Origin of the sequence: Nonomuraea sp. NPDC049784 (genome assembly GCF_040659615.1) — a bacterium.
GTDB lineage: Bacteria > Actinomycetota > Actinomycetes > Streptosporangiales > Streptosporangiaceae > Nonomuraea.
Window position 1 is genome coordinate 21326 of sequence record NZ_JBFAMX010000022.1, and the last position, 26728, is coordinate 48053.

At 69.0% G+C, this 26728-nt stretch carries 25 protein-coding genes and 1 pseudogene; 17 read left to right on the plus strand and 9 right to left on the minus strand.

Annotation, left to right across the window (positions count from 1 at the left end; all coding sequences use genetic code 11):
• Positions 1 to 58 precede the first annotated feature (58 nt).
• Complete coding sequence (locus AB0J09_RS08425) at positions 59 to 1288, plus strand: FGGY family carbohydrate kinase (protein WP_360687191.1); 1230 nt, start codon at positions 59 to 61, stop codon at positions 1286 to 1288.
• Here the strand turns inward: AB0J09_RS08425 and AB0J09_RS08430 are convergent.
• Both AB0J09_RS08430 and AB0J09_RS08435 read right to left on the minus strand, forming a co-directional pair.
• On the minus strand, positions 1180 to 1737 hold the full coding sequence (locus tag AB0J09_RS08430) for an acyltransferase (RefSeq protein WP_360687194.1): 558 nt from the start codon (positions 1735 to 1737) through the stop codon (positions 1180 to 1182). The two genes, AB0J09_RS08425 and AB0J09_RS08430, sit on opposite strands and share 109 nt — an antisense overlap.
• A gap of 59 nt (positions 1738 to 1796) precedes the next feature.
• Complete coding sequence (locus AB0J09_RS08435) at positions 1797 to 3587, minus strand: AMP-binding protein (protein WP_360687197.1); 1791 nt, start codon at positions 3585 to 3587, stop codon at positions 1797 to 1799.
• Between the two features lie 137 nt (positions 3588 to 3724).
• Between AB0J09_RS08435 and AB0J09_RS08440 the strand changes: the two genes are divergently transcribed.
• Positions 3725 to 3892: a hypothetical protein gene (locus tag AB0J09_RS08440; RefSeq protein ID WP_360687200.1), complete on the plus strand. Its 168-nt coding sequence runs from the start codon at positions 3725 to 3727 to the stop codon at positions 3890 to 3892.
• 152 nt (positions 3893 to 4044) lie between these two features.
• Positions 4045 to 6471, plus strand: a complete 2427-nt coding sequence (locus AB0J09_RS08445; protein ID WP_360687203.1) for a phosphoketolase family protein — start codon at positions 4045 to 4047, stop codon at positions 6469 to 6471.
• Between the two features lie 134 nt (positions 6472 to 6605).
• On the opposite strand, the gene AB0J09_RS08450 is transcribed toward AB0J09_RS08445, so the two are convergent.
• From AB0J09_RS08450 to AB0J09_RS08460, 3 genes are all read right to left on the minus strand, one after another.
• The gene (locus AB0J09_RS08450) at positions 6606 to 6926 is read right to left on the minus strand and encodes a hypothetical protein (protein WP_360687206.1); all 321 of its coding nucleotides are present in this window, start codon (positions 6924 to 6926) and stop codon (positions 6606 to 6608) included.
• 2 nt (positions 6927 to 6928) lie between these two features.
• Positions 6929 to 7726 (minus strand): family 43 glycosylhydrolase, encoded by a 798-nt coding sequence (locus AB0J09_RS08455; RefSeq protein ID WP_360687209.1) that lies wholly within the window; start codon positions 7724 to 7726, stop codon positions 6929 to 6931.
• Positions 7727 to 8071: 345 nt separating this feature from the next.
• Positions 8072 to 9001, minus strand: a complete 930-nt coding sequence (locus AB0J09_RS08460) for an oxidoreductase (RefSeq protein WP_360687212.1) — start codon at positions 8999 to 9001, stop codon at positions 8072 to 8074.
• 55 nt (positions 9002 to 9056) lie between these two features.
• Here AB0J09_RS08460 and AB0J09_RS08465 point away from each other — a divergent pair, with 55 nt between their 5' ends.
• Positions 9057 to 9491, plus strand: coding sequence for a MerR family transcriptional regulator (locus tag AB0J09_RS08465; RefSeq protein ID WP_360687215.1), 435 nt, complete (start codon positions 9057 to 9059; stop codon positions 9489 to 9491).
• Positions 9492 to 9655: 164 nt separating this feature from the next.
• Here AB0J09_RS08465 and AB0J09_RS08470 read toward each other — a convergent pair whose 3' ends face one another.
• On the minus strand, positions 9656 to 10246 hold the full coding sequence (locus tag AB0J09_RS08470; RefSeq protein ID WP_360687218.1) for a TetR family transcriptional regulator: 591 nt from the start codon (positions 10244 to 10246) through the stop codon (positions 9656 to 9658).
• A gap of 94 nt (positions 10247 to 10340) precedes the next feature.
• Between AB0J09_RS08470 and AB0J09_RS08475 the strand changes: the two genes are divergently transcribed.
• The 12 genes and pseudogenes from AB0J09_RS08475 (at position 10341) to AB0J09_RS08530 (ending at position 23576) form a co-directional block, all read left to right on the plus strand.
• Complete coding sequence (locus tag AB0J09_RS08475; protein WP_360687221.1) at positions 10341 to 11501, plus strand: FAD-dependent monooxygenase; 1161 nt, start codon at positions 10341 to 10343, stop codon at positions 11499 to 11501.
• A gap of 213 nt (positions 11502 to 11714) precedes the next feature.
• A complete protein-coding gene (locus tag AB0J09_RS08480) occupies positions 11715 to 12086 on the plus strand; it encodes a nuclear transport factor 2 family protein (RefSeq protein WP_360687223.1) in 372 nt (123 codons plus the stop codon).
• 76 nt (positions 12087 to 12162) lie between these two features.
• A complete protein-coding gene (locus AB0J09_RS08485) occupies positions 12163 to 12618 on the plus strand; it encodes an SRPBCC family protein (RefSeq protein WP_360687226.1) in 456 nt (151 codons plus the stop codon).
• A gap of 654 nt (positions 12619 to 13272) precedes the next feature.
• Positions 13273 to 13455, plus strand: coding sequence for a hypothetical protein (locus AB0J09_RS08490; protein ID WP_360687229.1), 183 nt, complete (start codon positions 13273 to 13275; stop codon positions 13453 to 13455).
• Between the two features lie 145 nt (positions 13456 to 13600).
• Positions 13601 to 15034, plus strand: a pseudogene (locus tag AB0J09_RS08495) (NF041680 family putative transposase).
• 407 nt (positions 15035 to 15441) lie between these two features.
• Entirely contained in the window at positions 15442 to 18426 is a 2985-nt protein-coding gene (locus AB0J09_RS08500; RefSeq protein ID WP_360687232.1) for a Tn3 family transposase, read from the plus strand.
• Positions 18423 to 20342, plus strand: a complete 1920-nt coding sequence (locus AB0J09_RS08505; protein WP_360687235.1) for a hypothetical protein — start codon at positions 18423 to 18425, stop codon at positions 20340 to 20342. Before AB0J09_RS08500 ends, AB0J09_RS08505 begins: the two co-directional genes overlap by 4 nt.
• A complete protein-coding gene (locus tag AB0J09_RS08510) occupies positions 20339 to 21877 on the plus strand; it encodes a hypothetical protein (protein WP_360687238.1) in 1539 nt (512 codons plus the stop codon). Before AB0J09_RS08505 ends, AB0J09_RS08510 begins: the two co-directional genes overlap by 4 nt.
• 251 nt (positions 21878 to 22128) lie before the next feature.
• On the plus strand, positions 22129 to 22278 hold the full coding sequence (locus AB0J09_RS08515; protein ID WP_360687241.1) for a hypothetical protein: 150 nt from the start codon (positions 22129 to 22131) through the stop codon (positions 22276 to 22278).
• 64 nt (positions 22279 to 22342) lie between these two features.
• Positions 22343 to 22558 (plus strand): hypothetical protein, encoded by a 216-nt coding sequence (locus tag AB0J09_RS08520; protein ID WP_360687244.1) that lies wholly within the window; start codon positions 22343 to 22345, stop codon positions 22556 to 22558.
• Entirely contained in the window at positions 22555 to 22905 is a 351-nt protein-coding gene (locus tag AB0J09_RS08525; protein WP_360687247.1) for a DUF6225 family protein, read from the plus strand. The genes AB0J09_RS08520 and AB0J09_RS08525 overlap by 4 nt, the downstream gene beginning before the upstream one ends.
• A complete protein-coding gene (locus tag AB0J09_RS08530; protein ID WP_360687250.1) occupies positions 22902 to 23576 on the plus strand; it encodes a recombinase family protein in 675 nt (224 codons plus the stop codon). The genes AB0J09_RS08525 and AB0J09_RS08530 overlap by 4 nt, the downstream gene beginning before the upstream one ends.
• Positions 23577 to 23840: 264 nt before the next feature.
• Here the strand turns inward: AB0J09_RS08530 and AB0J09_RS08535 are convergent, their stop codons facing one another.
• The 3 genes from AB0J09_RS08535 to AB0J09_RS08545 form a co-directional block, all read right to left on the minus strand.
• Positions 23841 to 24257: an Hsp20/alpha crystallin family protein gene (locus AB0J09_RS08535; protein WP_360687253.1), complete on the minus strand. Its 417-nt coding sequence runs from the start codon at positions 24255 to 24257 to the stop codon at positions 23841 to 23843.
• Between the two features lie 234 nt (positions 24258 to 24491).
• On the minus strand, positions 24492 to 24779 hold the full coding sequence (locus AB0J09_RS08540; protein WP_360687256.1) for a hypothetical protein: 288 nt from the start codon (positions 24777 to 24779) through the stop codon (positions 24492 to 24494).
• A gap of 54 nt (positions 24780 to 24833) precedes the next feature.
• On the minus strand, positions 24834 to 25442 hold the full coding sequence (locus AB0J09_RS08545) for a hypothetical protein (RefSeq protein WP_360687259.1): 609 nt from the start codon (positions 25440 to 25442) through the stop codon (positions 24834 to 24836).
• 428 nt (positions 25443 to 25870) lie between these two features.
• Here AB0J09_RS08545 and AB0J09_RS08550 point away from each other — a divergent pair, with 428 nt between their 5' ends.
• On the plus strand, positions 25871 to 26719 hold the full coding sequence (locus tag AB0J09_RS08550; protein ID WP_360687262.1) for a universal stress protein: 849 nt from the start codon (positions 25871 to 25873) through the stop codon (positions 26717 to 26719).
• Positions 26720 to 26728 lie beyond the last annotated feature (9 nt).

Consider the following 26728-nt stretch of genomic DNA (forward strand, 5'->3'; position numbering starts at 1 on the left):
GCGAGCGAACAATCAGACGCAGCCGTGTCACGTTCATGCGACCGACGAAGGAGGGCGCATGAACGTGTGGATCGGCGTCGACCTGGGGACGCAGAGCGTACGGGTGATGGCTGTGGCCGGGGACGGCCAGGTGCTCGGGACGGCCAGCCGGGCCCTCACCAGCCACCGCGACGGACCCCGCCACGAACAGGACCCCGAGCAGTGGTGGCGCGAGCTGGCCGGCGCCGCCCGCGAGGCCCTGCGGGACGTGCCCGCGTCAGAGGTGGCCGGCGTGGCCGTCGACGCGACATCTGGAACGATCCTGCTCACGGACGTCTCCGGCAGGGTTGTGACGCCCGCGCTCATGTACGACGACCGGCGCGCCGACGCCGCGCGCGCCAACGAGGCAGGCGCTCCCGTCTGGGAGCGGCTCGGCTACCGGCGCATGCAGCCCAACTGGGCGCTGCCGAAGCTGCTCTGGCTGCTCGACGAGGCGCCCGAGGGTGCCCGGCTGGCGCATCAGAGCGACTTCGTCACCAGGCGGCTGGTCGGGCACGAGGTGGCCACGGACCTGAGCAACGCGCTGAAGACCGGCGTCGACCTCATCGAGGAGCGCTGGCCCATCGAGGTGATGGACGCGCTGGGGGTGCCCTCGGAGATCCTTCCCGAGGTCGTACGCCCCGGCACCCGGCTCGGCGTGGTCTGCGCCGAGGCCGCCGAGGAGACCGGCATCCCCGCGGGCACGCCCGTGATCGCCGGGACCACCGACGGGTGCGCGGCCCAGCTGGGCGCGGGCGCCAACCAGGTGGGCAGCTGGAACTCGGTGCTCGGCACGACGCTGGTGCTCAAGGGCGTGACGAAGGAGCTGATCCACGACCCGCTCGGCGTCGTCTACTCGCACCGCGCGCCGGACGGCTCGTGGCTGCCGGGCGGCGCGTCGAGCACCGGTGCGGGCGTCCTGACGCGCGACCTGCCGGGCCGCGATCTCGACGCGCTGAGCGCCCAGGCGGCGGCCCGCGGGCTCAACGGCGACGGCACCGCCGGCTGGCCCGTGACGTACCCGCTGGTGTCGCGTGGTGAGCGCTTCCCGTTCGACGCGCCGGGGGCCGAGGGGTTCACGCTCGGCAGCCCGGCCGACGACGTCGAGCGCTACGCGGCGATCCTGCTCGGCGCGGCCTTCGTCGAGCGCCTCTGCTTCGACTACCTCGACCTGCTCGGCGCCCCCGTGGACGGCGAGGTCATCCTGACCGGCGGTGCCACCCGCAGCGCGTACTGGACGCAGCTCCGGGCGCGGACCCTGGCTCCGTAGCGGGCGTTCAGGCTCGTGGTGATCGGCACCGCGGCGATCAGCAGGCCGTACACGCCCAGGAACCACAGCGGCGTCAGGTAGCCGGGGAACCACTCCCACATCCATCGGTGCGGGCCGGGCAGGGCGGCCGCGATCAGCTCGCCGGCGAGCCAGACCAGGGCCCAAACGGCAGTGGGCCAGAGCAGCCGGCGCAGCCGGCCCCGGACGAACCGGCCGGCGGTCGTCCCGCGCGCCTGAGCCCGCTGCCAGCCGACCAGGTTGGCGTACCCACCGACCAGAAAGAACACCGGCATGATCTGCAGCACCCAGGTGGCCAGCCAGCCACCGGGCACGGCATGGATCGGGTTGGGCATGGCCAGGCTGCCGTCGGCGGTGCGGTGGGTGACCGACAACGTCCAGTGCCAGAGGGTGACGACCACGATGCACAGCGCCCGGGCGGCGTCAATCACGCGGTCGCGGGACGCGGGCGTGGCCGCGACCAGCCGGTCAAGTGCCGATCGTCCGCCGCTCAGCGGTACAGTTCCTCGATGTCGGCCGCGAAGTCCTTGTGGACCAAGGCACGCTTGACCTTCAGTGTCGGGGTCAGATATCCGTTCTGCTCGGTCAGGTCCACCGGAAGGATGCGGAACCTGCGGATCGACTCGGCCCGGCTCACCGTCGTGTTGGCCTCGTCCACGGCCGTCTGCAGCCTGGCCAGCAGATCCGGGTCGTCGCGAAGCTCGGCCGGGCCGGCCTGCTCGGGCCTGCCGGTGGCCCGCTTCCATGACGCCAGCGCGCCGGCGTCCAGGGTGATCAGCGCGGCGGTGTACGGCCGCCGGTCGCCGACGACTACCGCCTGGCTGATGAGCGGGTGGGTGCGCAGGCGGTCCTCGAGCGGCTCCGGGGCGAGGTTCTTGCCGCCGGCGGTGACGATGATCTCCTTCTTGCGGCCCGAGATCGTCAGGAACCCGTCCTCGTCCACGGTGCCGACGTCGCCGGTGTGCAGCCAGCCGTCGGCGGTCAGGCTCTGCCTGGTCACCTGCTCGTTGCGCCAGTAACCCTGGAACACGATCGGGCCTCTGATCAGGATCTCACCGTCGTCGGCGATGCGGATGTCGACCCCGGGCAGGGGCGGCCCCACCGTGCCGATCTTCAGCGCGTGGGGCAGGTTCACGGTCGCGGCGGCACTGGTCTCGGTCAGCCCGTAGCCTTCCAGCACGGTGATGCCGACCCCTCGGAAGAAGTGGCCCAGCCGCACGCCCAGCGGCGCTCCGCCGGAGATGGCGTAGCGCACCCGGCCACCGAGCGCGGCCCGCAGCCGCCGGTACACCAGCCGGTCGGCCAGGCGATGTGCCAGGCGCAGGCGCCGGCCTGGCCGCCCGTCGTCCAGCGCCTGGCTGTAGGCCACGGCGGTCCGCTCGGCCCAGTCGAAGATCCTCCCCTTGCCCTGAGCCCTGGCCCGCTGCTGGGCAGCGTTGTAGACCCGCTCGAAAACTCTGGGCACCGCCAGCAGGAACGACGGTCGCAGGGCGGCCAGGTCCTCGGTCAGCCTGCCCCGGTCGGCGTTGTGCGCCAGGCACATCCCCCGCTCCACGCAGGCCACCTGGATCACCCGCGCGAAGACGTGCGCCAGCGGGAGGAACAGCAGCGTCGAGGCGTGCCGACCGAAGATCTGCTCCAGGCTGTCGATCGCAACGCGAGCCTCGTGCAGCAGGTTACCGTGACTCAGCATGCAGCCCTTCGGGCGGCCGGTGGTGCCCGAGGTGTAGATGATCGTCGCCAGGTCGTCGGCCGACACCATCCGGCGGCGCTCCCGCAGCTGAGCGTCGTCCACGTCCAGCCCGCCCTCGCGGAGACGGTCCAGCCCGCCGCCGCCGATCTGCCACACCTGCAGCGGCCCGGACAGGCCCTCGGCCACGCCCTCGACCAAGCGGCGATGCGTCTCGCGCTCGACCACCACCGCGACCGGGCCGGCGTCCTCCAGCACCCAGCGGACCTGCTCGGCCGAGGAGGTCTCATAGATCGGGACCGGCAGCGCCGCCACCGTCCACAGGGCATAGTCCAGCAGCGTCCACTCGTAGCTGGTGGCGGCCAGCAGCGCGACCCGATCGCCGGGCTGGATCCCGGCGGCGAGGAAGCCGGCCGCCAGGCTGCGGACGTCGGCCGCGAACTGCCTGGCCGTCACCGGACGCCAGCTGCCTGCCGACCGGCGCTGGAACAGGACCATGTCGCTGTTCACTCGGTCGTCCGCGAACACCACGTCGGCGAGCTGGGCGTCGGGCGCAACGGTTATCGGGGCCGGGACTGCATAGGTACGCATCGTCCATCTCCCTGTGAGGAAAAGGCCAACCAGGCAGACAGGGGCACCGGGCGCCGCGTGTATGGCAGCCAATTGTGTTATTTCCCCAGGTCATCAGGCACAAACGGGGAAGGCCGTACGACGGCGCAGCCCGGTTCATGACGACCAGCAGGCTCCTCGCCGGTGGCCGGGCCGACCGCGCCTGGGGCAGGCGGCTCGCCACGCTCACCCGCCCGGCCGTCCTGGTCCTGGTTCTCCTGGACGACTTCTGCATGCGCGAGCTCACCGCGCCCAGGCCGACGACCTCTACGGGCTCATCACCATGACGGGGCCGAGCTACCGCCCGGACAAGAGTCCCTCGCCAACCGGGAAACAAGCGGCAAGGAGACTGACAAAACGCCCACGACCTGGGGAATTACCTGATCAGAGCCCCTGGGGAACAACGTAAGCACCGACATCCTGGTGGATGGAGTCTCTTGTGGCAACCACCAAAACCGAGCGCCGCACCGCCAGCGTGGACGTGGTGAACCGGCTCGCCCATCCCACCGACGCCGACATCGCCGCGGTCGACGCGTGGTGGCGCGCCAACAACTACCTGACCGTCGGCCAAATCTACCTGATGGCCAACCCACTGCTGCGCGAGCCGCTGGCCGACGAGCACATCAAGCCGCGACTGCTCGGACACTGGGGCACCAGCCCTGGCCTGGCGCTGGTGTACGCGCACGCGTCCCGGCTGATCCAGCACACCGGGCAGCAGATGATCTACCTGGCCGGTCCCGGGCACGGCGGCCCGACGCTGGTCGCGGCCGGCTACCTGGAGGGCACCTACACCGAGATCTACCCGCACATCACCATGGACGAGGAGGGGCTGCTGCGGCTGTTCCGGCAGTTCTCCACGCCCGGTGGGATCCCCAGCCACGCGTCGGTGCCGACCCCGGGCTCGATCCACGAGGGGGGCGAGCTCGGCTACGTGCTGCTGCACGCGTTCGGCGCGGTGATGGACAACCCGGATCTCATCGCCCTGGCGGTGGTCGGCGACGGGGAGGCGGAGACCGGCCCGCTGGAGGGATCATGGAACGGGATCTCCTTCCTGAACCCGATCCGCGACGGCGCGGTGCTGCCGGTTCTCCACTTGAACGGCGCGAAGATCGCCGGACCGACCCTGCTGGCCCGCAAGGACCGGGACGAGGTCCGGTCCCTGCTGACTGGGCACGGGTATGACGTGATCGAGGTCGAGGGTGACGACCTGCCCGGCATGCACCACCGGTTCGCCGACGCGCTGACGCGGGCATGGGCGTCGATCAAGGCGATCCAGGTGGCGGCCCGCGGCGGCGACTGGGACGGCACCCGGCCCCGGTGGCCGATGATCGTACTGCGAACGCCGAAGGGCTGGACCGGACCCGACGTGGTGGACGGGGTGCAGGTGTCGGGCACATGGCGCTCTCACCAGGTGCCACTGGCCGGAATCAAGGGCAACAAGGAACACCTGCGGATCCTTGAGGACTGGATGCGCTCCTACCGGCCCGAGGATCTCTTCGACGACCACGGCGCGCCCCAGGCGCCGGTGCTGTCGATCAACCCCGAGGGAGAGCTGCGGATGAGCGGCAACCCGCACGCCAACGGGGGCCTGCTCACCGTCGACCTGGACCTGCCCGACTTCCGCGACTACGCGGAGCCGGTGAAGGCGCCGGGCCGGGACCGGCTCGAGTCGACCCGCAAGCTCGGCGAGCTCATGCGCGACACCTACAAACGCAACCCGGACCGGTTCCGGCTCTTCTGCCCCGACGAGACCAACAGCAACCGGCTCGGGGCGGTGTTCGAGGTGTCCGACCGGGCGTTCGCGGAGCACGTGACCGAGGAAGATGTCGCGATATCGCGGGACGGCCGGGTGATGGAGGTCCTCTCGGAGCATGCCTGCCACGGCTGGCTTGAGGGGTACACGCTGACCGGCCGGCACGGCTGGTTCGCCACCTACGAGGCGTTCGCCATGGTGTCGGCCTCGCAGACCGTGCAGCATGCGAAGTGGCTGCAGGAGGCGCACCATCTGGCGTGGCGGGCGCCGGTGCCGAGCCTGAACATCCTCCTGACCTCGACCGCCTGGCGCCAGGACCACAACGGTTTCAGTCACCAGGGGCCCGGCCTGATCCAGAACATGATCACCCACCGCGGCACGATCAGCCGGGTCTACCTGCCACCGGACGCGAACACGCTGCTGTCGGTGGCCGACCACTGCATGCGGTCGCGGTCGCACGTGAACCTCGTCGTCATCGACAAACAGCCACAGCTGCAGTGGCTGACCATGGATGAAGCGGTGGCTCACTGCACCCGGGGCGCCGGGGTGTGGCCCTGGGCAGGCACCGAGCACGGGCGGTCGGACCCCGACATCGTGCTCGCGTGCGCCGGGGACGTGGTCACCATGGAGACCGTCGCGGCGGCGAACATCCTGCGCGAGCGGCTGCCGCACTTCGCCACCAGAGTGGTCAACGTGGTCAACCTGATGACGTTGCCACTGCGCACGGTCCACCCGAACGGCATGGACGACATCCTGTTCCGGGAGCTGTTCACCGACCACGTCGACGTGCTGTTCGCCTTCCACGGCTACCCGGGCGCGATCCACCAGCTGGTGCACGGCCGGCCGGACCCGGACAGGTTCCACGTGCGCGGGTTCGTCGAGGAGGGCACGACCACGACCCCATTCGACATGGTGGTGCGCAACCGGGCATCCCGGTACCACCTGGTGATCGACGCGCTGAACGCCGCGCGGCGGACCCCGACCGGGGCGAGCGAGCTGAAGGCGTGGTGCGAGCAGCAGCTCCTCCGCCACGAGCAGTACGTGGTCGAGCACCTGCAGGACATGCCGGAAGTGCAGGACTGGTCGCTTGGCGACTGGGCAGAGCAGGGTTGAGGGCGCTCCTGAAGGCCGCTGACCAGGGACGATGGGCAGCTCGGTTAAAATGAAGCCACTCCACCGCTGGGGCCCGCGCAAAGGGGGCTCCTGCCTATGGAGGTGAGCGCGGCATGGTGTTCGACCAGACAGATCTACGCGAGCTGGCGGCCTTCGGCGACGAGGTCGGTGTGCTGTCGCTCTACACCACGGTGGAGCCGGGCACGCAGGCCGGGCGGACCCGGCTGCGCAACGAGATCGCCGCGTTGCGTCAGGAGCTGGCCGCAGGCCCCGACCAGGAGCGGGCCAGGCTCGTGGGCCTCCGCCTCGACCTGCTGGAGCCGCGGATCGACGAGCTGCTCGACCCGGCCGGTCCCGGTCTCGGGCGTGCCCTGTTCGCGCAGGTGGCCGGTGACGAGGTACGCAGCGAGTGGCTTCAGCTCCCGGTGGGTGACCTCGCCACCCTCAGGGAGCACGCTTATCTGCTACCGCTCGTCACCGCTGTGCAGGCCGACAGGCCCGCCGGGGTGGCCCGGGTGGGGCGTGACGGCGTGAGGCTGTTCGACTGCCGGTACGGCCTGGCCGACGAGCTGGAGCCGGTCATCTTCAAGCTGGCGACCGCGGACGGGTCCGCTGAGGGGTCGGCGACGCTGCCCAGCCTCTCCCGGCGCGGCATCCACCCCGACCGCTTCGACCAGCGCATCGAGGAGCACCTGACCAAGCAGTTCCCGTCGATCCGGTACAGGTGCGGCGCTTCCGGTGCGGCCAGGCCGGTGCCGGACCACAGGGGACGGGGCTCGTCGAGGATCTTCCCCCGCAGCGGGTCTAGGGGCACCTGCATGATGGTGCCGGCCTCGGCGCCGAAGGTGGCATAGGTGCACCAGCAGGCCCCGGTCTCATCCCAAGCGAGGTCTGGATCGACACCGGGCAGGCCATCGATCACGATCGGATCCGACCAGGGTCCGGCCGGGTCTTGGGCGGTCACGATGAAGTGGCCCCGGTCGGAGACATTGGTCGTGATCAGCAGAAACAGGCCGTCGTGGTGGCGCAGCGTGGGCGCGTAGATCCCGCCGGAGGATGGCGCGGTGACCAGGTTCAACTGGGACGGCCGGTCGAGCGCGTTGCCGATCTGGCTCCATGCCGTCAGATCGCGGCTGTGGAAGATTGGAACGCCTGGGTAGTACTCGAAGCTGGAGCAGGCCAGGAAGTAGTCGTCACCGACCCGGTAGACGCTCGGGTCGGGATGGAATCCAGGGATGACCGGGTTGACGACCATCGCGGTGTCCTCTCTGTCTTGGTTGGTTTCCGGGTGGACACCATCGGGCGGCTGGACGGCATTCCGCCGCGACCGCCGTCGGTGGGCGTCGTCACCGGGGTGGCCTCGATGTTGTCGGCATCCAGGACGACGCGGCCGGGATGCCGGCCATAGCAGCCGCGTCGTCCTGGGTGCCGACGGCCGGGCGGGTCAGTGCGGGCGAGGGTGCCTGCCGTGGTGCTCGGTGCGGGGGTTGGCGATAGTTGTCACGCCATGGCAGATCGCCTACCGGCCGCCGCCGGTGGTCGGCTCGGGTCGACCACCGTCCGCTGCGCGCCCGGCCGGAGGTCACTCGCTGCCCGGGGCTCAGTGGACGAGGTCGAGGCCCGTCAGGTTGGCCGAGAGCGCCCAGAGACGGGCTGCCTCGCCATCGTCTGCCGGGCCGCCGTCGGTGATGCGACAGTCAGCGCAGTAGTCGCCGCCGCGCCCGTCGAGCTCTCGCGATGTGGCGGCCCAGACCAGTGTCGCCGCCCCTTGCTCGGGTGTCGTGAACAGGCCGGGCGCCGGGTTGCCCTCAGCGTCGATCCAGCCGGCGGCGACCATCTCATCGACCGTGAGGTGTCGCTGCAGCGGAGTGAGGATCCAGCCGGGGTTGACCGAGAAGGCGCGGACCCCGTACGGCCCGCCCAGTCGATCCAGGTGGCGGGCGAACAAGATATTAGCGAGCTTGGACTGGGCGTAAGCGGCCCACTTGTCATAGCCGCGGCTGAACTGCAGGTCGTCCCACCGGATGCGCGAGTCCACACTGTACCCGGAGGAGACCGAAACGACGCGGGCCGCACCGGCGGCCGTGAGGGTAGGCCACACCAGCTGTGTCAGCGCGTAGTGGCCGAGGTGGTTGATGGCCAACTGCGCCTCCCAGCCGGGCCCCACCCGAGTTTCGGGGCAGGCCATGATCCCGGCGTTGGCGATCAGGATGTCGAGGGTGGCGTGCCGGCGCCGGAACCGCTCGGCGAACGCTCGTACGGAGTTCAAGTCGGCGAGGTCGAGCCGGTCAACCTCTACCCTTTGAGTATCGGCGAGTGCCTGTTGCGCCGACTCGGGCCGACGAGCCGGGACGACGACTCTCGCCCCGGCGCCGGCGAGCGCGCGGGTGGCCGCGAGACCCAGGCCGGAGTAGCCACCGGTGACAACCGCGGTCCTGCCGGTGAGGTCGATCCCGGCGAGGACCTCGCTGGCGGCACTGCCCGTGCCGAATGCGCTCCGCCCTGTGCCACTGGTCGTGTCGCTGGTCATGTCGCAGACGCTAGGTGCTAGACCGAGGTCTAGGTCAACCGGCTACGATCAGCCGATGAGAGCTGAAGTTCTGCGTATCGGCGAGGTGGCCAGGCGCACCGGGTTGAGCGTGCACACGCTGCGGCTGTACGAGCGTGCGGGGCTCCTCGCCGGCGAGGTGCTGCGCGACGAGACCGGCCGGCGGGTGTACAGCACCTGGGACGTCGAGTGGCTGGGCAACTGCGTGAAGTTCCGGGCCTCCGGCATGCCACTGGCGACGATCAGCCGGCTGGCCCGGCTCGTCCGCGAAGGCAGCGGCAACGAAGCGGAACGGCTCGAGGTGCTGCGCGAGCACCAGCGCCACATCACCGCGCAACTCTCACAGCTGCACGACTGTCTCGACCTCATCAACAGCAAAGTGACCGCCTACGAACGACACCTCGCCGCCAACGGCACCGGAGAGCCCTGGCAACAGCAGCCGAGGCCAGGCGCCGTGACCTCGACCCCCTGACCCCGCACACGCAGCCGGCTGAGGGCAGGGGCCGTGCCCGCAGCCGAGTCGGCCGCGGGCTTCAGCGGAGCCCCATTGGGCATCGAACTCGTCGTGCGCTACGAAGCCACAACCCTCGTCGCCACGATCAGCAAATTAGCTCTGGCCGAACTTCGATACAGGCCCTAATCCCTCGGTTCAACGCCTGAGATCAGGGCCGTGGCCACCTTGCGCATGCGCTCGCGCAGGTCCGGAGCGTGGGTGAACACGAGCTGGTGCGCGGCGCCTACCAGGGCGAGGGCGAGCGAGTCGACATCAGCCTCTGCCTGGATGCGGCCGTGTTCCTGTTCGGCGCGCAGGTAGGCGGCGATGGCGCGCTCGCCGGCATCCACGTGCAAGGTGCCGTCGGTGAGTGCCTCGCCCAGCCGTGGGATGAGGGACGGCCTGGTCATGACGAGCCCGGCGAGAGCGAGCAGGTTGCCCGCGAACAGTGTCTCGGCGGCGTCGGTGAGGTTGTCGACCACGTTCCCCGTGCCCGCCAGCCTGGGCAGGCGGGCCATGCCCGTGCCCGTCCTGGCGGCGCGGTCGAGCAGCAGCGCGGCCAGGAAGCCGTCCAGGTCGCCGAAGTGGTTATAGAGCAGGCCAGTAGCGCACTTGGCCTCCTTGGTGATGGCGCGTCCGGTCAGGCTGGCCGGGCCCTCGCGCAGCAGCACGCGTTCGGCGGCGTCGAAGAGCTGCTGTCGTAGGTCGGGGATCGCAACGCCACGCGGTGACATGACCAGCCAACCTATCTGATCCGTCTTTACAAATGTATGAGCATGTGCTCATAGTGTATGAGCACATGCTCATACATGGTGGAGGGGAAGGACCATGGCACGCAAAGCCGTCATCGTCGGTGCTGGGATCGCCGGGCTGGCCACCGCGCTACGGTTACGCCAGATCGGCTGGGAGCCGATGCTGATCGAGCAGGCCCGCGCGCGCAGAACCGGCGGGTACGTCGTGGCGTTTTTCGGGCGCGGCTACGACGCCGCCGAACGCATGGGCATCCTGCCCGCGCTGCGCGCGCGCCACTTCGGCGCAGTCGAGATGGCCTACCTCAAGCCCGACGGGCGGCACCGCTTCACCGTCCCGCGCCGCACGGTGCGAACCCTGCTCGGGGAGCGCGGGCTGACGCTGATGCGCGGCGACATCGAAGCGGCGCTGTTCGAGCAGGTGGACGGTGTGGTCCCGATCCACTTCGGCACCACGCTCACCGCCGTGAAACAGCACACGGACGGCGTGCGAGTCGAACTCGACGACGGCACCGCGGTCGAGGCCGACCTGCTGGTGGGGGCCGACGGGCTGCACTCGAAGGTACGCGAGCTCGTCTTCGGCCCCGAGGACCGCTTTCGCCGCGACCTCGGCCACATCATCGCCGCCACGACCCTGGACCATCTTCCCGGCGGCGCGCCCGAACGCGCCTTCACCACCGTCACCCGGATCGGTCACCTGTTCACGATCGCCAACCTCGGCCCCGGCAGGACCGCCGCCTTCTTCACCTATGGCACCCCGGACCCGGCCGCCGAACTGGCCAAGGACCCGCGCCAAGCGCTGGAGCCGATCTACCGTGACATCCCCTGGGTCGCTCCCGAGGTGATCAGGAGCCTGCCCGCTGACGGCGTCTATTTCGACAGCGTCAGCCAGATCGTCGCCGACCGCTGGAGCGAAGGCCGGGTGGTGCTGGTCGGCGATGCCGCCTGGTGCGTAACCCTCTTCGCCGGGTACGGCTCCTCGCTGGCCGTCGCCGGGGCGTACCAGCTCGGTACGGCCCTCGAGCGGCACTCAGGCGATCTGCCCGCCGCCCTGCGCGAGTGGGAGGCCGAGCTACGTCCTGAGGCGGAGGAACGCCAGGCCATGGGCCGCCGCAACAGCGGCACCCATGCCCCCGCGAGCCGACTCGACCTGCTGAAACGGGATCTGCCCCTACGCCTGAGCGCCCTTCCCCCCGTCACTCACTGGCTGGGAAACCGGCTCCGCATGCACCACAGGTGAACCCCGCAGGGCACCTTGCCAGATCGTGAGCCGCGCTCGTCGGGGTGGCGTTCGGCTTGACCCTGAACGTGGCCGGCGAACCACCACCACAGTGACCGGCTCCGGGACGACCCCGCTCCGGCGTCGCCCCGCGGGGAAACCGAGATGGCCTGACCGAGGAGAGTCGTGAACAGCACCCCCCATGCGAGGCCCGGCGGCATCACGCCAAGTGAGGTGGCGGAGCGGTTCTACGCCGCCATCTCGCGCGGCGACACCGCAACCATCAACGAACTCATCGCCCCGGAAGCGGACCTGCGGGTACCGGGCGCCAATCCGATATCCGGGTCGTACCACGGCACCAGTGGTCTGGCGCGGTTCACCCGGGCGGCCGCCGCCCTCGCACCTGGCGGCGCACGCACCGACGTCATCGACATCATGGCCGGCGAGCGGCACGTGGCCGTGTACGGCGTCTCTCGCGCCAACCGCCCCGGCCGCCCACCCCTGAACAACCACACGGTGCATCTGATCACCGTCGAGGAGAACCGTGTCACCGCGATCACGATCTTCAATGCCGACCAGTGTGCGGTGGACGACTTCTGGTCATGACCGAAGCGCTGCCCAACACCGGCGTGGGGATTTCCGGCCGCGGCGCCGGCCACCTACTCCGAGCGGGCCGCCCGACGTGCAGGAGCGCATCACCGTCAGCGCCGCCGTCGCAGCGGTGTACACGGCGGTCAGCGACGTCCGGCGGATGGGCGAGTGGAGCCCGGAGTGCGTGGGCGCCACCCTCGTGAACCCCGACGCCGAAGCGGTGGTGGGAACGCGGTTCACCGGCCACAACCGGATCGGCCGGTCACGGACGTGGACCACCCGGTGCACGGTCACAGTCGCAGACCCGCCGAGGTGTTTCGCCTTCGACGTGTCGCTGGGCGGACGCATCGCCTCGTGGCGCTTCGACCTGATCCAGTCGCCGGACGGCACGCGTACCGAGGTGATCCAATCCTGGTGGGACCGGCGCGGACCCGTCCGGCGCCGGTTGAGCGCCCTGATCTCCGGCATCCGGGATCGAGCCTCGCACAACCGGGAAACGATGCGGCTGACGCTGCTGCGGTTGAAGCAGGCCATGGAGAGCACCTGACCTACTTGCCACGCCCGACGGCAAAACTTGGGTACTCTGTCCACGCCGTGTCTGGCTGGGATTTCGCAGGAAGTCGCTCAGGGCGGCACCGATCTCGTGCGGTGAGTCCTCCTGCACATTGTGGGTGCCCGCCACGGTGACCTCCCGCTGGTTCGGCCAGGTGCAAGCGAACTCGAGTGCCCGCCTCACCAGCAGCGCGCCGGGCCGCGCCGATACGAGCAGCTTGGCACTTGACTCGCGACCCGCCCAGGCGCCGTACGTCTCGATGCCTCCGCGACGTCCTCGGGTTGCCGATCTGACCCCCACGCCACTACGGGCTGGCGGGCGCCGGTGCGTGGTTCAAACCCCGACGCCCGAGTGCTAGCGGTGTCCCGGTTGAGCCGCGGCGCGCCCTGGTGGGGGTGAAGGGGCCTGGTGTTGCTATGGCCAAGGTACGGTGGGTATCTAGGGTCCGTGGACCCGCTCCGTTCGGAGACAACCCTGGTAGCGGTGTTGCGGATGGTTTTCACCTGGGAGAACGCGCTTCGCACCACGGCGCCGCCCTCCCGATCCGTGAGGGGAGACGCCGCTGGCGGGCGGCCGTTGCGTACGCCGCCAGTTTCCGGCGTGTTGAACGCGTGGAGCGGGGCTGCCCCACCCCCGAGACCTTGGAGGATGATGCGAGCGTTCGAGGTCGTGTTGCTGATCGCCGACGCGGTCGCGCTCGCCCTCCTCATGAGCTCAGCGCGGCGCAGCCGGTTCGGACGTGTGGCGCTCGTGCCGATACTCGCGATGATCGTGCAGGTGCTGATGGAGGGCGCGCGTTGGCAGCTCGTCCCCGCGTATGCGCTAGCTTGATCTTTAACCTTGGTGGCTGGTGAGGCCGCGCCAGATTTCTCAACAAGACAGCCCTTGGGTGATCATTCTTCTTGTCGAGGGAAGAAGATCCATAACCAAGGGCTGTCGTGATGACTAGTGTGCCTGATCTATGTCCGGTTGATGCATGGGGGAGCTGACGCGGTTCCGGGCTGAGTTCTACGGCTGTCTGACCGCGCGGGCCGATGCGACATTCGAGCTGGCCGAGGCGGTGTTATGCAGTGATGGACCAGTGCGTTCGCTGGTGGAGTTGTCCCTGGTCGGTGAGCACCGTCGAGGTCATGGGTCGCTGTATGCGGCGTTGGATCGGGGCCGGCTCGACGTGGGGCGGCTGCGTCGGGCGTTGAGCACAGTGCCCCTGCCCAGAGCGGCAGACGGGCGGTTGGTGCTGGCGGTGGATGTCACGTGCTGGCTGCGGCCGGACGCTCACACCTCGCCGGAGCGGATCTTGTGCCACACCTATGGGCGGGGCAAGGACCAGCACGTCATGATCCCGGGCTGGCCCTACTCGTTCGTGGTGGCGTTGGAGACGGGCCGCAGCTCGTAGACGGCGCCGCTGGATGCGCTCCGGCTGGCGCCGGGGGATGATCTGGCCGCGGTGACCGCCGCCCAGTTGCGCGAGGTGGTCGAGCGGCTCGTGGCGGCCGGGCATTGGCAGTGCGGTGACCCCGACATCCTGATCGTGGCCGATGCGGGTTATGACGGGCCGCGCTTGGCATGGTTGTTGCGTGATCTGCCTATCCAGATCCTGGCCAGGATGCGTTCGGATCGGGTGCTGCGCCGTGCGGCCCCGGCGCGGGTGCCGGGGACCAACGGCCGGCCGCCGCGTCATGGGGGCGAGTTCATCTTCGGTGACCGGGGCAGTTGGGGCGAGCCTGACGTGGCCACCGAAGCTGAGACCCGCCTGTATGGGCGCGCCACCGCCTGGGCTTGGGATCGGCTGCACCCGCGGTTGACCCGCCGTGCGGCCTGGGTCGATTCGGCTGAGCTGCCGATGATCGAGGGCACCGTGATCCGTCTGGAGGTGGACCATCTGCCCAGCGGGGCGATTCCGAAGCCGGTGTGGCTGTGGTGGTCCCAGGTGGACGCCACCGCAGTCGAGGTGGACCGAATGTGGCAGGCGTTCCTGCGCCGCTTCGACATCGAGCACACCTTCCGCCTGCTCAAACAGACCCTCGGCTGGACCTGTCCCAAGATCCGCGATCCGCGGGCGGCTGATCGTTGGACCTGGCTGATCCTGGCCGTCTACACCCAACTCCGGCTGGCCCGTCCCTTGGCCGCCGACCTACGCCGTCCTTGGGAGGAGCCTGCATCCCCACAGCATCTGTCGCCCGCTCGCGTTCGTCGAGGGTTTCGGCACCTGCGCGCCAAGACGCTCAGTCCGGCCCAGGCACCGAAACCTTCCCGGCCAGGACCGGGACGGCCATCAGGGCGCCGCAACAACCAACCCGCCCCACGCCACGACGTCTACACTGCCACCGGCCTGATCACCACGAAGACCCCGGCCCGGAAACCGACGACGAAGAAATCCGCGAACCCACGTCCTCGACGCACAGGTTAAAGATCAAGCTAGTCCGCCTCGGCATCAACGGCATCATCACCAACCTCCCCGAGCTCCTCAGGGACGTGCTCGCAACCCAGCAACGCCCTTAAGGCAACTGGAGTGGGCCCTGCCGTCGAGACACGCGCCAGGTCCCCGCTCAACATGCTGTGAGCGGGACGTCTACATGCCTTACGTGCCAGACAAGATCATCTCGCTCTGACCTGCGAGAAGAGGCCGAGAACCCAAGATAACCATCGCCGCCCCTCCCGGCCGAACATCCGCAGCAGGTCGTACGCCCGCACCTGGTTGGGGTGCCGTTAACCGATGTGCCATGGGCCGCCAAACCTCGAAGATCCCTAGCCTGACCTCTGTAATGCCCAAGCGTCTGGCGCGGATCTCTGGGTATGGAACGTCCGCCGCTTGGCATGGATGAGCTCATCGAGCACTGGACTGTGCTGAGCGATGAGGTGGGCCTGGTCAGTGCGAAGCAGGAGGGCACGCGTCTGGCCTTTGCGCTGTTGCTGAAGTACTTCACGCAGCACGGGTGCTTCCCGCGCGGGCGGGCGGAGTTTCCTGACGAGGTGGTCGACTACGTCGCGAAGCAGACCAAGACGTCGGCCAGCAGCTTGGGACTGTACGACTGGTCAGGCCGGACGATCGAGCGTCATCGCAGTGAGATCCGCGATCATCTCGGCTTCCGGGATTGCTCGGTCGCCGACGCCGACAAGCTGACCGACTGGCTGGCCGTGAACGTCGCGAACGCCGAACGACAGTCCGACCGGGTCCGCGAGGAACTGCTCAAGCAGTGCCGGGCCGAACGGATCGAGCCGCCCTCGCCGGGGCGGATCACTCGGATCGTACGGTCGGCACTGCACAACGCGGAGCAAACCTGGTTTCACCGGATCGCGGCGCGGCTGGATGCCGAGACGGTGGCCCGGGTGCTCGCCCTGGTGGCCGCCGACAACACCGCGGTGGAGACCGAGGAGAGCGATGACGATCTGGACGAGGATGAGGGCTCGGTCCTGTCGCTGATCAAGGCGATGCCGGGCAACGTGAGCCTGGACTCGATGCTGACGGAGATCCGCAAGCTGAACGCGATCAGGGCCATCGAGCTGCCGGCCGGGTTGTTCGCCGACGTGGCGCCGAAGGTGCTGGGCGGGTGGCGCTTCCGCGCTGCGGTGGAGTCTCCCTCGCACCTGCGCCGGCGGGCCCGCAACGCGACGGAGGCCACGGTCACCCTGCTCGCCGCGCTGCTGGTGGAGCGGGAGCGGGAAGTCACCGACGCCCTGGTCGACCTGCTGATCGCCACGGTGCACCGGGTGGGCGCTCGCGCCGAGCGCAAGGTCACCGAGGAACTCATCAACGCCTTCAAGCGGGTCTCAGGCAAGGAGAATCTCCTGTTCACCATCGCCGACGCTTCGCTGGCCGCGCCGGACGGCACGGTGCGCGAGGTGGTCTTCCCCGCGGTGCGGGGCGGCGAGCAGACGCTGCGCGAGCTGGTGCACGAGTTCAAGACCAAGGGCCCGGTCTACCGGCGCACCGTGCAGACCACGCTGAAGGCCTCCTACACCAACCACTATCGGCGCGGCCTGATCGAGCTGCTGGAGGTGCTGGAGTTCCGCTCCAACAACACCACCCACCAGCCCGTCATCGACGCCCTCAAGCTGGTCCAGCGCTACGCCAAGGCCGGCAACACCACCTACTACCCGCTCGGCGAGACCACGCCCGAGCACAAGGGCACCCTCAAGGACTGGGCCGACCTGGTCCATCGCACCGACGCCCGCGGCCGGCGCCGGGTATCGCGCATGGTGTACGAGGTGGCCACCTTCCAAACCCTGCGTGAGCAGCTGCGCTGCAAGGAGATCTGGGTCGTCGGCGCCGACCGGTGGCGCAACCCGGACGAAGACCTGCCCACCGACTTCGAGTCCCGCCGCGCCGAGCACTACCGCGAACTGCGCAAGCCCCTGGACCCGACCGAGTTCTGCGACAGCCTGCGCGAGGAGATGACCAGCGCCCTGGAGATGCTGAACAACGCGCTGCCGAGCCTGGACTGGGTCCAGATCAGCGACCGCAAAGCGGGAGCGATCAAGCTGACGCCGGTCGAGGCCGCCCCCGAGCCGCGCAACCTGCGCCGGATCAAGAACGAGGTCGCCCGCCGCTGGAGCGCCGTCCCACTGATCGACATCCTCAAGGAAGCAATCCTGCGCACCGGCTGCCTGGCCAAGGTGACCGCGGCCACCGGCACCGGCCACATGAGCCCCGAGGTGCTCGCCGAACGGCTGATGCTGGTCATCTACGCCTACGGCACCAACTGCGGCATCCGGCAGATGATCTCCGGGGCGCACCCCCACAGCGAGGAGGACCTGCGCTACGTCCGCCGGCGCTACCTGACCCCGGAGGTGGCCCGTACCATCGCGGTCGAGATCGCCAACGCCACCTTCGCCGCCCGCGACACCGGGCTGTGGGGGCAGGGCTCCACCGCGGTCGGCTCCGACTCCACCCACTTTCGCGCGTGGGATCAGAACCTGTTCACCGAATGGCACTCCCGCTACGGCGGCCGGGGAATCTTGGTGTACTGGCACGTCGAACGCGGGTCGGTGGTCGTGCACTCCCAGACACTCAAGGCGTCGGCCTCCGAGGTCGCCGCGATGGTGGAGGGCGCCATCCGGCACGGCACCACCATGAAGGTCGAGGGCAACTACGTGGATTCCCACGGGGAGTCAGAACCTGGCTTCGGCATCACCCGACTGCTGAACGTGGACCTGCTGCCGCGCATCAAGCAGATCAACCGGGTCAAGCTCCACCAAACCGATTATGGAGACCTGGCCCGGTATGCGAGCCTGGCGCCGGCGATGACCCGGCCGGTCCGCTGGGACATCATCGCCAAGAATTACGACCAGGTCGTCAAGTACGCCACCGCGATCCGCACCCGCACCGCCTCCACCGAGGCCATCTTGTCGCGCTTCACCCGTACCGCCTCGCACCCGGCCTACCAGGCGATGCTGGAGATCGGCCGGGCGGCGCGCACCACGTTCGTCGCCCGCTACTTATACGACCGTGACCTGCAGCGAGAGATCGAGGAGGGGCTGAACGTGGTCGAGGCGTGGAACCGCGCGAACTCGGTGATCTGCTACGGCCGCGGCGGCGAGATCTCCACCAACCGGCGCGACGAGGTGGAGATGACGACCCTGTGTCTTCGAATCTTGCAAGCCTCGCTCGTCATGGTGAATGTCCTGATGCTTCAAGACGTCCTCGCCGAACCCGAGTGGGCCGCGCTGCTTACCCCGGTCGACCGGCGCGGCCTGACCCCGCTGTTCTGGTTGCACGTGCGCCCGTACGGTGAGGTTCGTCTGGACCTGAACGCCCGGCTGAGTATCGGTTCCCTCGCCACCCTGGGAGCAGGTGCATGATCCTGCCTGGCCGGAGACGACGGGACGCCGGCAGCGCCACGGATCGGCCAACCGCCCCACGGGAATGGTCGGCGGTCGAGCGGCGCCTGTGGCGCGCGATACGCGACGGCGACTGCTTCGAGGACGAGGTGACCGTTCGGGGCCAGGTGATCCGCCATCTGCTGCTCACCCCACCGCCACCGATCGACGGGCAGATGCTTCACCTGCGGGCCAGGGGCGTACGGATTTCTGGCGAGCTGGACCTCGCCGGAACCGACATCGCCATTCCCGTGCACTTCCAGGACTGCCTCTTCGAGGCCACGCCCATACTCGACCATGCCAAGCTTCCCAGCATCCGACTCGAGAACTGTGTCCTGCCGGGACTGTCCGCCGAGGGCGTGACAACCGACGGCGACATGGAACTGCGATCGAGCCATCTGACAGGAGAGCTGAACCTGGTAACCGCCAAGATCGGCGGACTATTGAATCTGAGGTGGGCGAAGATCACCCCGGTGGGTCGGATCGCGATCGACGCCGAAGACGCCACCATCGCAGCGATCGGAGCGCGCGGGCTGCGATGTGAGGGCTGCTGGTATCTCAACTCGACCGTGACCGGCGGCATCTTCCTCGACGAGGCACAGATAGTCGGCGAGCACGCCTTCATCCAGGCCCCCCAGATGACCATCGGCAACGGCGGCTTCTACGCTCGTAACGGCTTCCGCTGCGAAGGCACGGTCAATCTCGCGTTCTCCACCGTGGGCGGCCCGATCACCTTCGACAACGCGGCCCTGATCAGCGCCGGGGGCAAGGCGTTCACCGGGATCGGGATCCGGCTGACGGGTGATCTGCGCGCCTCACCCGGCGCCGTCTTCGAAGGCACCGTCGACCTGGCGGGGGCAGAAATCTCCGGTGCCGTCGAACTGAGCGAAAGCCGCTTGACCGCCCCCGGACCGGAGGGCGCGTTGCGGCTGACCCGTACAGTCGTCCAAGGTGGCCTGACCATGCGCTCGGCACAATGGTCCGGTCCCGTGGACCTGACCATGGCCCGGATCGCCGGTGGGGTGGACCTGACGTCCACCGAACTCCACGACGACGGCTCGCTCACCGCCGTCGGGGCGAGCATCTCAGGCGACCTGGACCTGCGCGGCAGCGTGCTGTCCGGCCGCATGGACGCGAGCTCGGCCATGCTCCAGGGCGATCTCCACCTCGACGGCACCGTGCTCGGCCACGAGGACGGGACATCCCTGCGCGCCCGTGGGATGACCGCGCGCCGCCTGAACTTCCGCCCGGCACGCCCGCCTGGCCGGGTCGAGCTGGACCACAGCACTGTCACGGTCCTGGCCGACCGCGGGGCGTCATGGCCCACTCGTAGCGGCCACTTCTCACTTGATCAGTTCGCCTACCAGTCGCTGGTCAGTGACATGACCGTCCAGGAACGCCTCGCCTGGCTCGCCGTCGGCACCCCCCATGCCGAGCCCGGCCCCTACAACCAGCTCGCCGCCTGCCTGAGAGCCGCCGGTCTGGAGCGCGAAGCCGGCCGGGTGCTGCGAGAGAAGCTCCGCCGCACCGCACGCGCGCGCGGCCGGATCTGGCAGGCATGGGGGCTGTTGCAGGACATCACCGTCGGCTACGGATACCAGCCCGGACGGGCCGTCGCCGGTGTCCTGGGCCTGCTGCTGGCCGGCACCGCCTTCTTCTCCCGCGCGACGTGCGGGCCCGCAGCGGGCCTGTGCCCGATCAAGACCGACGAGCATCCGGCCTGGGACCCGTTCATGTACTGCCTGGACCTGCTGGTGCCGTTGATCAGCCTGGGCCACGACACCACCTGGGACCCTACGGGCTGGTCCAAGATCGTCTCCCTGATACTGATCGTGGCAGGGTGGGTCCTCGTGACCACCGTGGCGGCCGCAGCGGCCCGAGCCCTGAACCGCCCATGACCGGGACGTGGCAGCAGGCTCGCTCAGAGCGCCCTCCCCGGCGCTGGAACCCTGCCGAGCGGCGGTTGTGGCAGGTCTTCCGGGAAGGGCAGGAGCTCAACCTCCGCACCGGTGTCCCCGCCGAGGATGATCCCACGAGCGGTCCTTCGTGGTCTGCGAGGCGGCGAATCCGTGCGGAGGTCATCGCCACCCTGCTGCTGAACGGACCCGCCGCGGCCACGGGCCGCGTGCGTTCACTGCGGCTCACCGGCGCCCGCGTGACGGGCAGACTCGACCTGCGCGGCGCGGTGATCGACTGCGGCCTCGACATGACCGGATGCTCCTTCGAGGACGAACTCGACCTCACGCTGGCCTCGGTTGAAAGTCTGGGCCTGAACGAGTGCCAGTTACCCGAGCTGTCGCCCGAGGTGCTGCGGGCGCGGACGTTCATGATGCGCGACGCCCACGTCGAAGGGAATGTGTGGATCCAGGGAAGCCGCATCGACCTGGACGTCGATCTGGATCGGACCCGAGTCGGCGGATTGCTCAACGCCAACCTGGTGGTCATCGGAGGCGATTTCAACGGCCGCAACTGGCCCAGACATGACGAACGACCAGGTCCAGGGCTCATCGTCGGAGGCTCCCTCAACCTCGCCAGCGCCCAGGTGAGCGGAATCGACCTGTTCGCCGCCCAGGTCGGCGAGGGAATCTGGCTACAGCGGGCCACGGTCGGGCACCTGTGCGCCGCTTCCTCCACGGTGACCGGCCGCTTCGGCATGCAAGGCAGTACGGTCACGGGCGAACTCGACCTGGCGGGAACGCTGGTACGGGCGGGATCTCCGGACGAGGTGATGATCGACCTGTCAGATGCCCAGGCGGGCAAAGCCGTCCTCACGCCCGCTGCGGGCAGCGTAGGCGTGGTGTCACTCCGCAATGCCAGGATCGGGACACTGCAGGACCTGTCGGAGCACGGACCGAGAACGGAGCTCGACGGCGCCGTCTACGAACGCCTTCAGCCGCTGCCACCTCATTCGGCCCGGACGCGGCTGGTCTGGCTGCGGCGCGGCTGCGACCTCTACACGCCTCATCCGTACGAGCAACTCGCCTCCGCCTACCGAAGCTCCGGTCTGGACCGGGAAGCCGGCCGGGTACTACGCGAAAAGCTCCGCCAGGCCGCCGCTGGGCGAGGCCTCGCCCAGCGGGCGTGGGGGCGAGTCCAGGATCTCGTCCTCGGGTACGGCTACCAGCCGTGGCGCGCGGCCATCGGCGTCGCCGTCCTGCTCACGCTCGGCACGCTGTACTTCTCCACAGTCGGGTGTGACGCCGCCGCATCCAGGACCGAGGGCCTCTGCCCGGTGAAGCGCGATGAACATCCGATGTGGGATCCCTTCTTGTACGCGTTGGACTTGCTCATCCCGGTGGTGAGTCTGGGACATGACACCGCTTGGGACCCTGTCGGCCCGGCGAAGATCGTCGCTCTGGTGCTCACAGTTGCGGGATGGATCCTCGCTACCACAATCGCCGCGGCCGCTGCGCGAACATTCAACCGCCCGTAAATGGCCCAAGCAGTTCTGCGAGTGACCACGGCGATGCCAGCGGCCTCGATACTCGGATGGCGCCATGTTGTAAATCGAACGTTTACTGGACATGATCAACAAAGTTGCCCGCCCCGGCCTAGCGATCTTGAAGTCTGTCGAAAAAACGTGTTGGAAGATCTTGGCGTTCAACAACTTGAGGTGACCCGTTTTCCGTACGCTCGGAGCGTCCCGGCAGCCATGCCCCCACCCCTGTCGAAAGGATCGCCCCTGTGAGCTACGGAAGACCCGTACCGGTGCGCTACAAGGGCGGCCCCCTCGACGGCGACATCAACCAGTACGACTACCACGAGGACGACGTACGGGAGATGGTCGAGAACGAGTCGACGTTCGACTTCACGCCCGCCGTGATCAAGCCCTGATGCGCCCGACGTCATCGAGCGGTACCAGCTCGAACGCCGCGATGGTGAGTGGATCTACAAGCACGTGGGCACGTTCGAGCGTCCCATCGAGGAGCGCAACTTCACCGCCACCTTCGTGGGTGGCCCCAAGGACGGGGAGACGACGACGTTCCTGGCCTCGATGCGCCGCAACGCGCGCAACGCCACCCGGTTGTTCCCGGGCTACACCCTGCGGCACACCGGCGACGACATCCTGACCGGCTGGCAGATGGCCTACGACAGCCAGGAGCCGCAAGCATGAGCGATCACGACGTGCCGCGCACGACGACCGTGCCGTGGGAGACCGTGGCCGACACGAAGGGCCGCCGTGCCTGGACCGCTGGGCAGCTCCGGGCGGCCATCGCGCACCTGGCCGACGATGACCCGATCGTGGTGCACGTGGCCACCGATGAGGAGGGCGTGGCCGACGACCAGATCATCGTGGACGCGGGCCACGGGCGGATCGGCTGGGGCGACGGGTATGGCATGGATCGCGATCCGCTATTCGCGCTGGAATGCGCCTGGCACACCACCGACGTCCTGCACATCCGGCCGGACCGTCCCAACCTGCGGGGCCGGCAGGGAGACCAGTCCAGCACCTCAGCATGAGCACTGGCCTCACCCCCGCTGCGGACGACTTCCTCTCCGCCGAACCCACGGCGCTGACCGGCGCGCTGGTCGGCTACGCTCGCGTCTCCACCGCCGGCCAACTCCTGGACCGCCAGCTCGCCGCCCTCACCGCGGCGGGCTGCGTCCGCATCTTCGCCGACAAGAAGTCCGGCAAGAACGCCGAACGCGAGGAACTTGAGAAGGCGCTGGACTACCTGCGCCCCGGCGACACCCTCGTGGTGCCCTCGTTGGATCGGCTGGGCCGCTCCCTGCAGGACCTCATCGCCATCGTGGCCGGGCTACGCGAACGCGGCGTCGGCTTCCGCTCCCTGCACGAGGCGCTCGACACCACCACCGCTGGCGGCCGGCTCGTCTTCCACGTCTTCGCCGCGCTCGCCGAGTTCATCCGCGAGCTCATCGTGGAAGGCACCCACGAGGGCCTGGCCGCCGCCCGCGCCCGCGGCCAGCGTCTGGGACGCCCGCCGGCGATGACCGCCGAGCAGATCCGGCACGCCCGCGACCTGCTCACCCGGCCGGAGAATACCGTCTCCTCCATCGCCCGGCTGCTCGGCGTCAGCCGCTCGACCATCTACAAGTATGTCCCCGAGCTCGCGACAGGCCGGGCCGTCGAACAGCCAACGGCGCGAGCCGAACTGGAAGCGGGAAGCTGAGTTACCAAGTCAGGGCCTATATGGCGGCTGGTGTCACGTTGGTTAACGGCACCCCTTCTTCGCGGTCAAGGCCAACGTCGCCGCCGCCGAACGCGAGGGCGCCATCGCTCCATGAGCGCAACCTCTCGTGAGGCCCGGGCCGGTGCGCTGGGCGGCGGTGATGATCTGGCTGCGCTTCATGCGCACCGGCTCATGGGATCGGTAGATCTGCTCACGCCCCGGCGCCGACCCCCACGGGGCCGGTGCCGCCGACGTCATGGTCGGTTACTTCTCGATGGCGATCCGCTTGGCCTCCTTCTTGGCGCTCTCGGGCATCGGGACCGTGATGGTCAGGATGCCCTTGTCGTAGGTCGCCTTGATGTCGTCGGCCGTGACGCCTTCGGGCAGGGTCAGCGACCGGGACAGCGAGCCGTAACGGAACTCCGAGTGGTGCGCCTCCTTCCGTTCCTCGTGCCGTTCGGCGTGCAGGCACAGCACACCGCCGGAGACGGTGATCTCGACGTCCTTTTCGGGGTCCATGCCGGGCAGTTCGGCGCGGATGACGTATTTACCGTTGTCGATGTAGTCCTCGATTCGGATGGTGCCTTCCGCTGTCCGCAGCATGCCCCAGGGCGACTCCAGCAACTCGAACAGGTCGGGGAACAGGGTGCGTGACCCCCAGCGCTCCAAAGCACCCATCATGACCTCCTGCGTGTCGGATGTTTCCTTCCCATCCAGCTCACCTCTACCTAATCCGGGGATGAAGAGGCGTAATTCCCTTCCTAGCGAGGACCTTCGTCCATCTCGAGGCCTCTGACATGTCAGAGATGCGCATTGATTCGATCGTGGTCGGCAAGGCGTTGCCGTCACCGTCCAGCACCTGAACGGCCATCGGATCGAGGCTCCTACCGGCCCACCCAGCCAGTGCCTCGCCGATCACGAGGTACGGCCGGACGAGCCGCGGCTGGCCACCAGGCCCTTCGACGCTGACACCCGGTCGATGGCGGGGGAGGAGGGCACCGACGTCGCCAGGGAAGCCGCCGCTGTGGTCGTCACCAACGGTGAGCCGGGCACCATCGTGACCGGGATACGTGAGGGGCCCCAGGCAAGGCCGGTGCTCAGATCCTGGTCCATGGGTCCGCCGTGGGGGTGCTGAAGACGATCGCGTCCACCACCCAGCATGTCCTCGACCGTGGTTTCCAGGGCGGAGGCCAGGCGGGTCACGATTCCACGGATGTGCCCATGAGCCAGCTCATGCAGCTGGAGCGGCGGGGCGGTCTACGACAAGCGTCGCCACCGCCCGCACGCCTCGGCCCAGGAGGCGTCCCACGCGGCGTACCGTCCTCTGTCCAGCAACCACCTGAAGCACCGGAAGCCCAACATCAGCGTGGCGGCCGCTCCCGCGATGACCAGGAGCGTCGTGGTCACAGCGCCCGCCAGTGTTTCCGCGTGACTCGTCGGCGGTCTGGTCAGCTCGCCCCGGCCGTCGATCCACACCTTCACGGCCGTACCCGCTTTCGCGCCGGTGGGCACCGCCACCCGGCCAATCTTCTGCTCGCCGGACGGTGTCACCCACCGCGCGGCAGCGTGTGATTCTGGCGCCGCGCCATCGTCTTTGCCCCCGACAAGAACGGTGTCCAGCGCGTCCTGCACGAGGGTCGCTGTCACCTGCTGGCGGATGCCGGGACCGGCTCGCTCGGCCTGCAGGCCGTTCTCGTAGGCCAGCCGCCCCATGACGACAGCGGGCCAGACGCTGAACAGCAGCAGAATCAACGAGACGGCCACGCCTGCCGCCTCCAGCCGGTCGGAGCGACGGCGCAGTGGATTCCGCCCCAGCCAGTACCGTCGCATGCGAAGTGCCACCCACTGAGTCGCGAGTCCCATCATGCACCTCCCTCCTCATCACTCTGCGGCGACGACAGCGGGCACGACAGGGGCATATGGCCCAGCCGCTCTGGGGCCTTGGACCTATTCTCGCGGGGCGATCGTCTCGGACGAAGAGGTCGTCCGCCTGCTGGGGCCGGGCGGAGAGCAGCGCGCGATCAGCCTGCTGCCCGCCCAGCGTGGCGCGCTCGACCGGCTCGCCATGATCCTGGCCGAAGAGGAGTCCGTCGACGAGGTGTTGCGGGACGAGCGCTTGGCACTTCCTTCCAAGAGGTGCCTCGACACCAGTTCGCTTGGCCAGGCTCTTGGTAAAGGGTGCTGATCAGGGCGTGACCACAGCGCAGTCTCGAGGGCCTTGGCCGTGGCTTTGCCGCGTTTCGGGCAGGAGGTTGGCACGGGAGGGTTCTCGACGGCTAGCGAAAGGCGCAACCATGAACGACGTCATCGTCGTGGGAACTGACGGTTCGCCGGGCGCCGACGCCGCCCTCGCGTGGGCAGCCGACGACGCGGCACGCAAGGGGCTCCGGCTTGAGCTCGTGCACGTGATCGAACGCGGCACCTACGACCTTCCGCGTTATCCGGTCCCTGGCCTGCTGGAGACGCTCGGAGAGGCCGCCGAGGTGATGCTGGAGGAGAAGGTTCAGACTGTCATGGCCGGATGGCCCGGCGTCGAGGTCGCCACCAGGGTGGTGGCCGGATCGGCGGTGGCGGACCTGCGGGCGCGGGCGGAGTCGGCCGCCGAGCTGGTGGTCGGCTCGCGCGGCCGGGGCGGGTTCGCGAGCGCGTTGCTCGGCTCGGTGAGCCTGGGAGTGGCGGGCCACGCGCACGGCACGGTCGTCGTGGTACGGGCGGGGGCGGCCGAACGCGGACAGCTCGTGGTAGGCGTGGACGAGACCGATTCCTCCGAGCCCGCCCTGGCCCATGCCTTCGCCGAGGCTTCCCTGCGCCGAGCAGCCCTGCGCGCCGTCTACGCCTACGCTGTTCCCGTTCATGCGGTCTCGCTCAACTTGGACCGGCTACAACGAGCCCAGTACGAGTTCCTTCGCGATCGACTCGTCCCTTGGCGGGCCAAGCACCCCGAGGTCAACGTGATCGAGGACATCACCTCCGTTCATCCGGTGGCGGCGCTAACTGAGGCGTCCAGGGACGCGGACCTGGTCGTGGTGGGCAACCGGGGGCACGGCGGCATGGTGTCCGCGGTGCTGGGCTCCGTCAGCCACGGCGTGCTGCACTACGCTCACTGCCCGGTCGCCGTTGTCCGCCGCCGAGGCGCACGATGAACTTCCTCG

Bases quoted from the DNA above. Each gene is read 5' to 3' on its own strand.
- AB0J09_RS08530 (WP_360687250.1), top strand. From the start codon at position 22,902: ATGAGCACTGGCCTCACCCCCGCTGCGGACGACTTCCTCTCCGCCGAA.
- AB0J09_RS08460 (WP_360687212.1), bottom strand. From the start codon at position 9,001: ATGACCAGCGACACGACCAGTGGCACAGGGCGGAGCGCATTCGGCACG.
- AB0J09_RS08505 (WP_360687235.1), top strand. From the start codon at position 18,423: ATGATCCTGCCTGGCCGGAGACGACGGGACGCCGGCAGCGCCACGGAT.
- AB0J09_RS08510 (WP_360687238.1), top strand. From the start codon at position 20,339: ATGACCGGGACGTGGCAGCAGGCTCGCTCAGAGCGCCCTCCCCGGCGC.
- AB0J09_RS08525 (WP_360687247.1), top strand. From the start codon at position 22,555: ATGAGCGATCACGACGTGCCGCGCACGACGACCGTGCCGTGGGAGACC.
- AB0J09_RS08455 (WP_360687209.1), bottom strand. From the start codon at position 7,726: ATGGTCGTCAACCCGGTCATCCCTGGATTCCATCCCGACCCGAGCGTC.
- AB0J09_RS08550 (WP_360687262.1), top strand. From the start codon at position 25,871: ATGAACGACGTCATCGTCGTGGGAACTGACGGTTCGCCGGGCGCCGAC.
- AB0J09_RS08475 (WP_360687221.1), top strand. From the start codon at position 10,341: ATGGCACGCAAAGCCGTCATCGTCGGTGCTGGGATCGCCGGGCTGGCC.
- AB0J09_RS08465 (WP_360687215.1), top strand. From the start codon at position 9,057: ATGAGAGCTGAAGTTCTGCGTATCGGCGAGGTGGCCAGGCGCACCGGG.
- AB0J09_RS08425 (WP_360687191.1), top strand. From the start codon at position 59: ATGAACGTGTGGATCGGCGTCGACCTGGGGACGCAGAGCGTACGGGTG.
- AB0J09_RS08500 (WP_360687232.1), top strand. From the start codon at position 15,442: ATGGATGAGCTCATCGAGCACTGGACTGTGCTGAGCGATGAGGTGGGC.
- AB0J09_RS08535 (WP_360687253.1), bottom strand. From the start codon at position 24,257: ATGATGGGTGCTTTGGAGCGCTGGGGGTCACGCACCCTGTTCCCCGAC.
- AB0J09_RS08440 (WP_360687200.1), top strand. From the start codon at position 3,725: ATGACGACCAGCAGGCTCCTCGCCGGTGGCCGGGCCGACCGCGCCTGG.
- AB0J09_RS08470 (WP_360687218.1), bottom strand. From the start codon at position 10,246: ATGTCACCGCGTGGCGTTGCGATCCCCGACCTACGACAGCAGCTCTTC.
- AB0J09_RS08545 (WP_360687259.1), bottom strand. From the start codon at position 25,442: ATGATGGGACTCGCGACTCAGTGGGTGGCACTTCGCATGCGACGGTAC.
- AB0J09_RS08435 (WP_360687197.1), bottom strand. From the start codon at position 3,587: ATGCGTACCTATGCAGTCCCGGCCCCGATAACCGTTGCGCCCGACGCC.
- AB0J09_RS08490 (WP_360687229.1), top strand. From the start codon at position 13,273: ATGATGCGAGCGTTCGAGGTCGTGTTGCTGATCGCCGACGCGGTCGCG.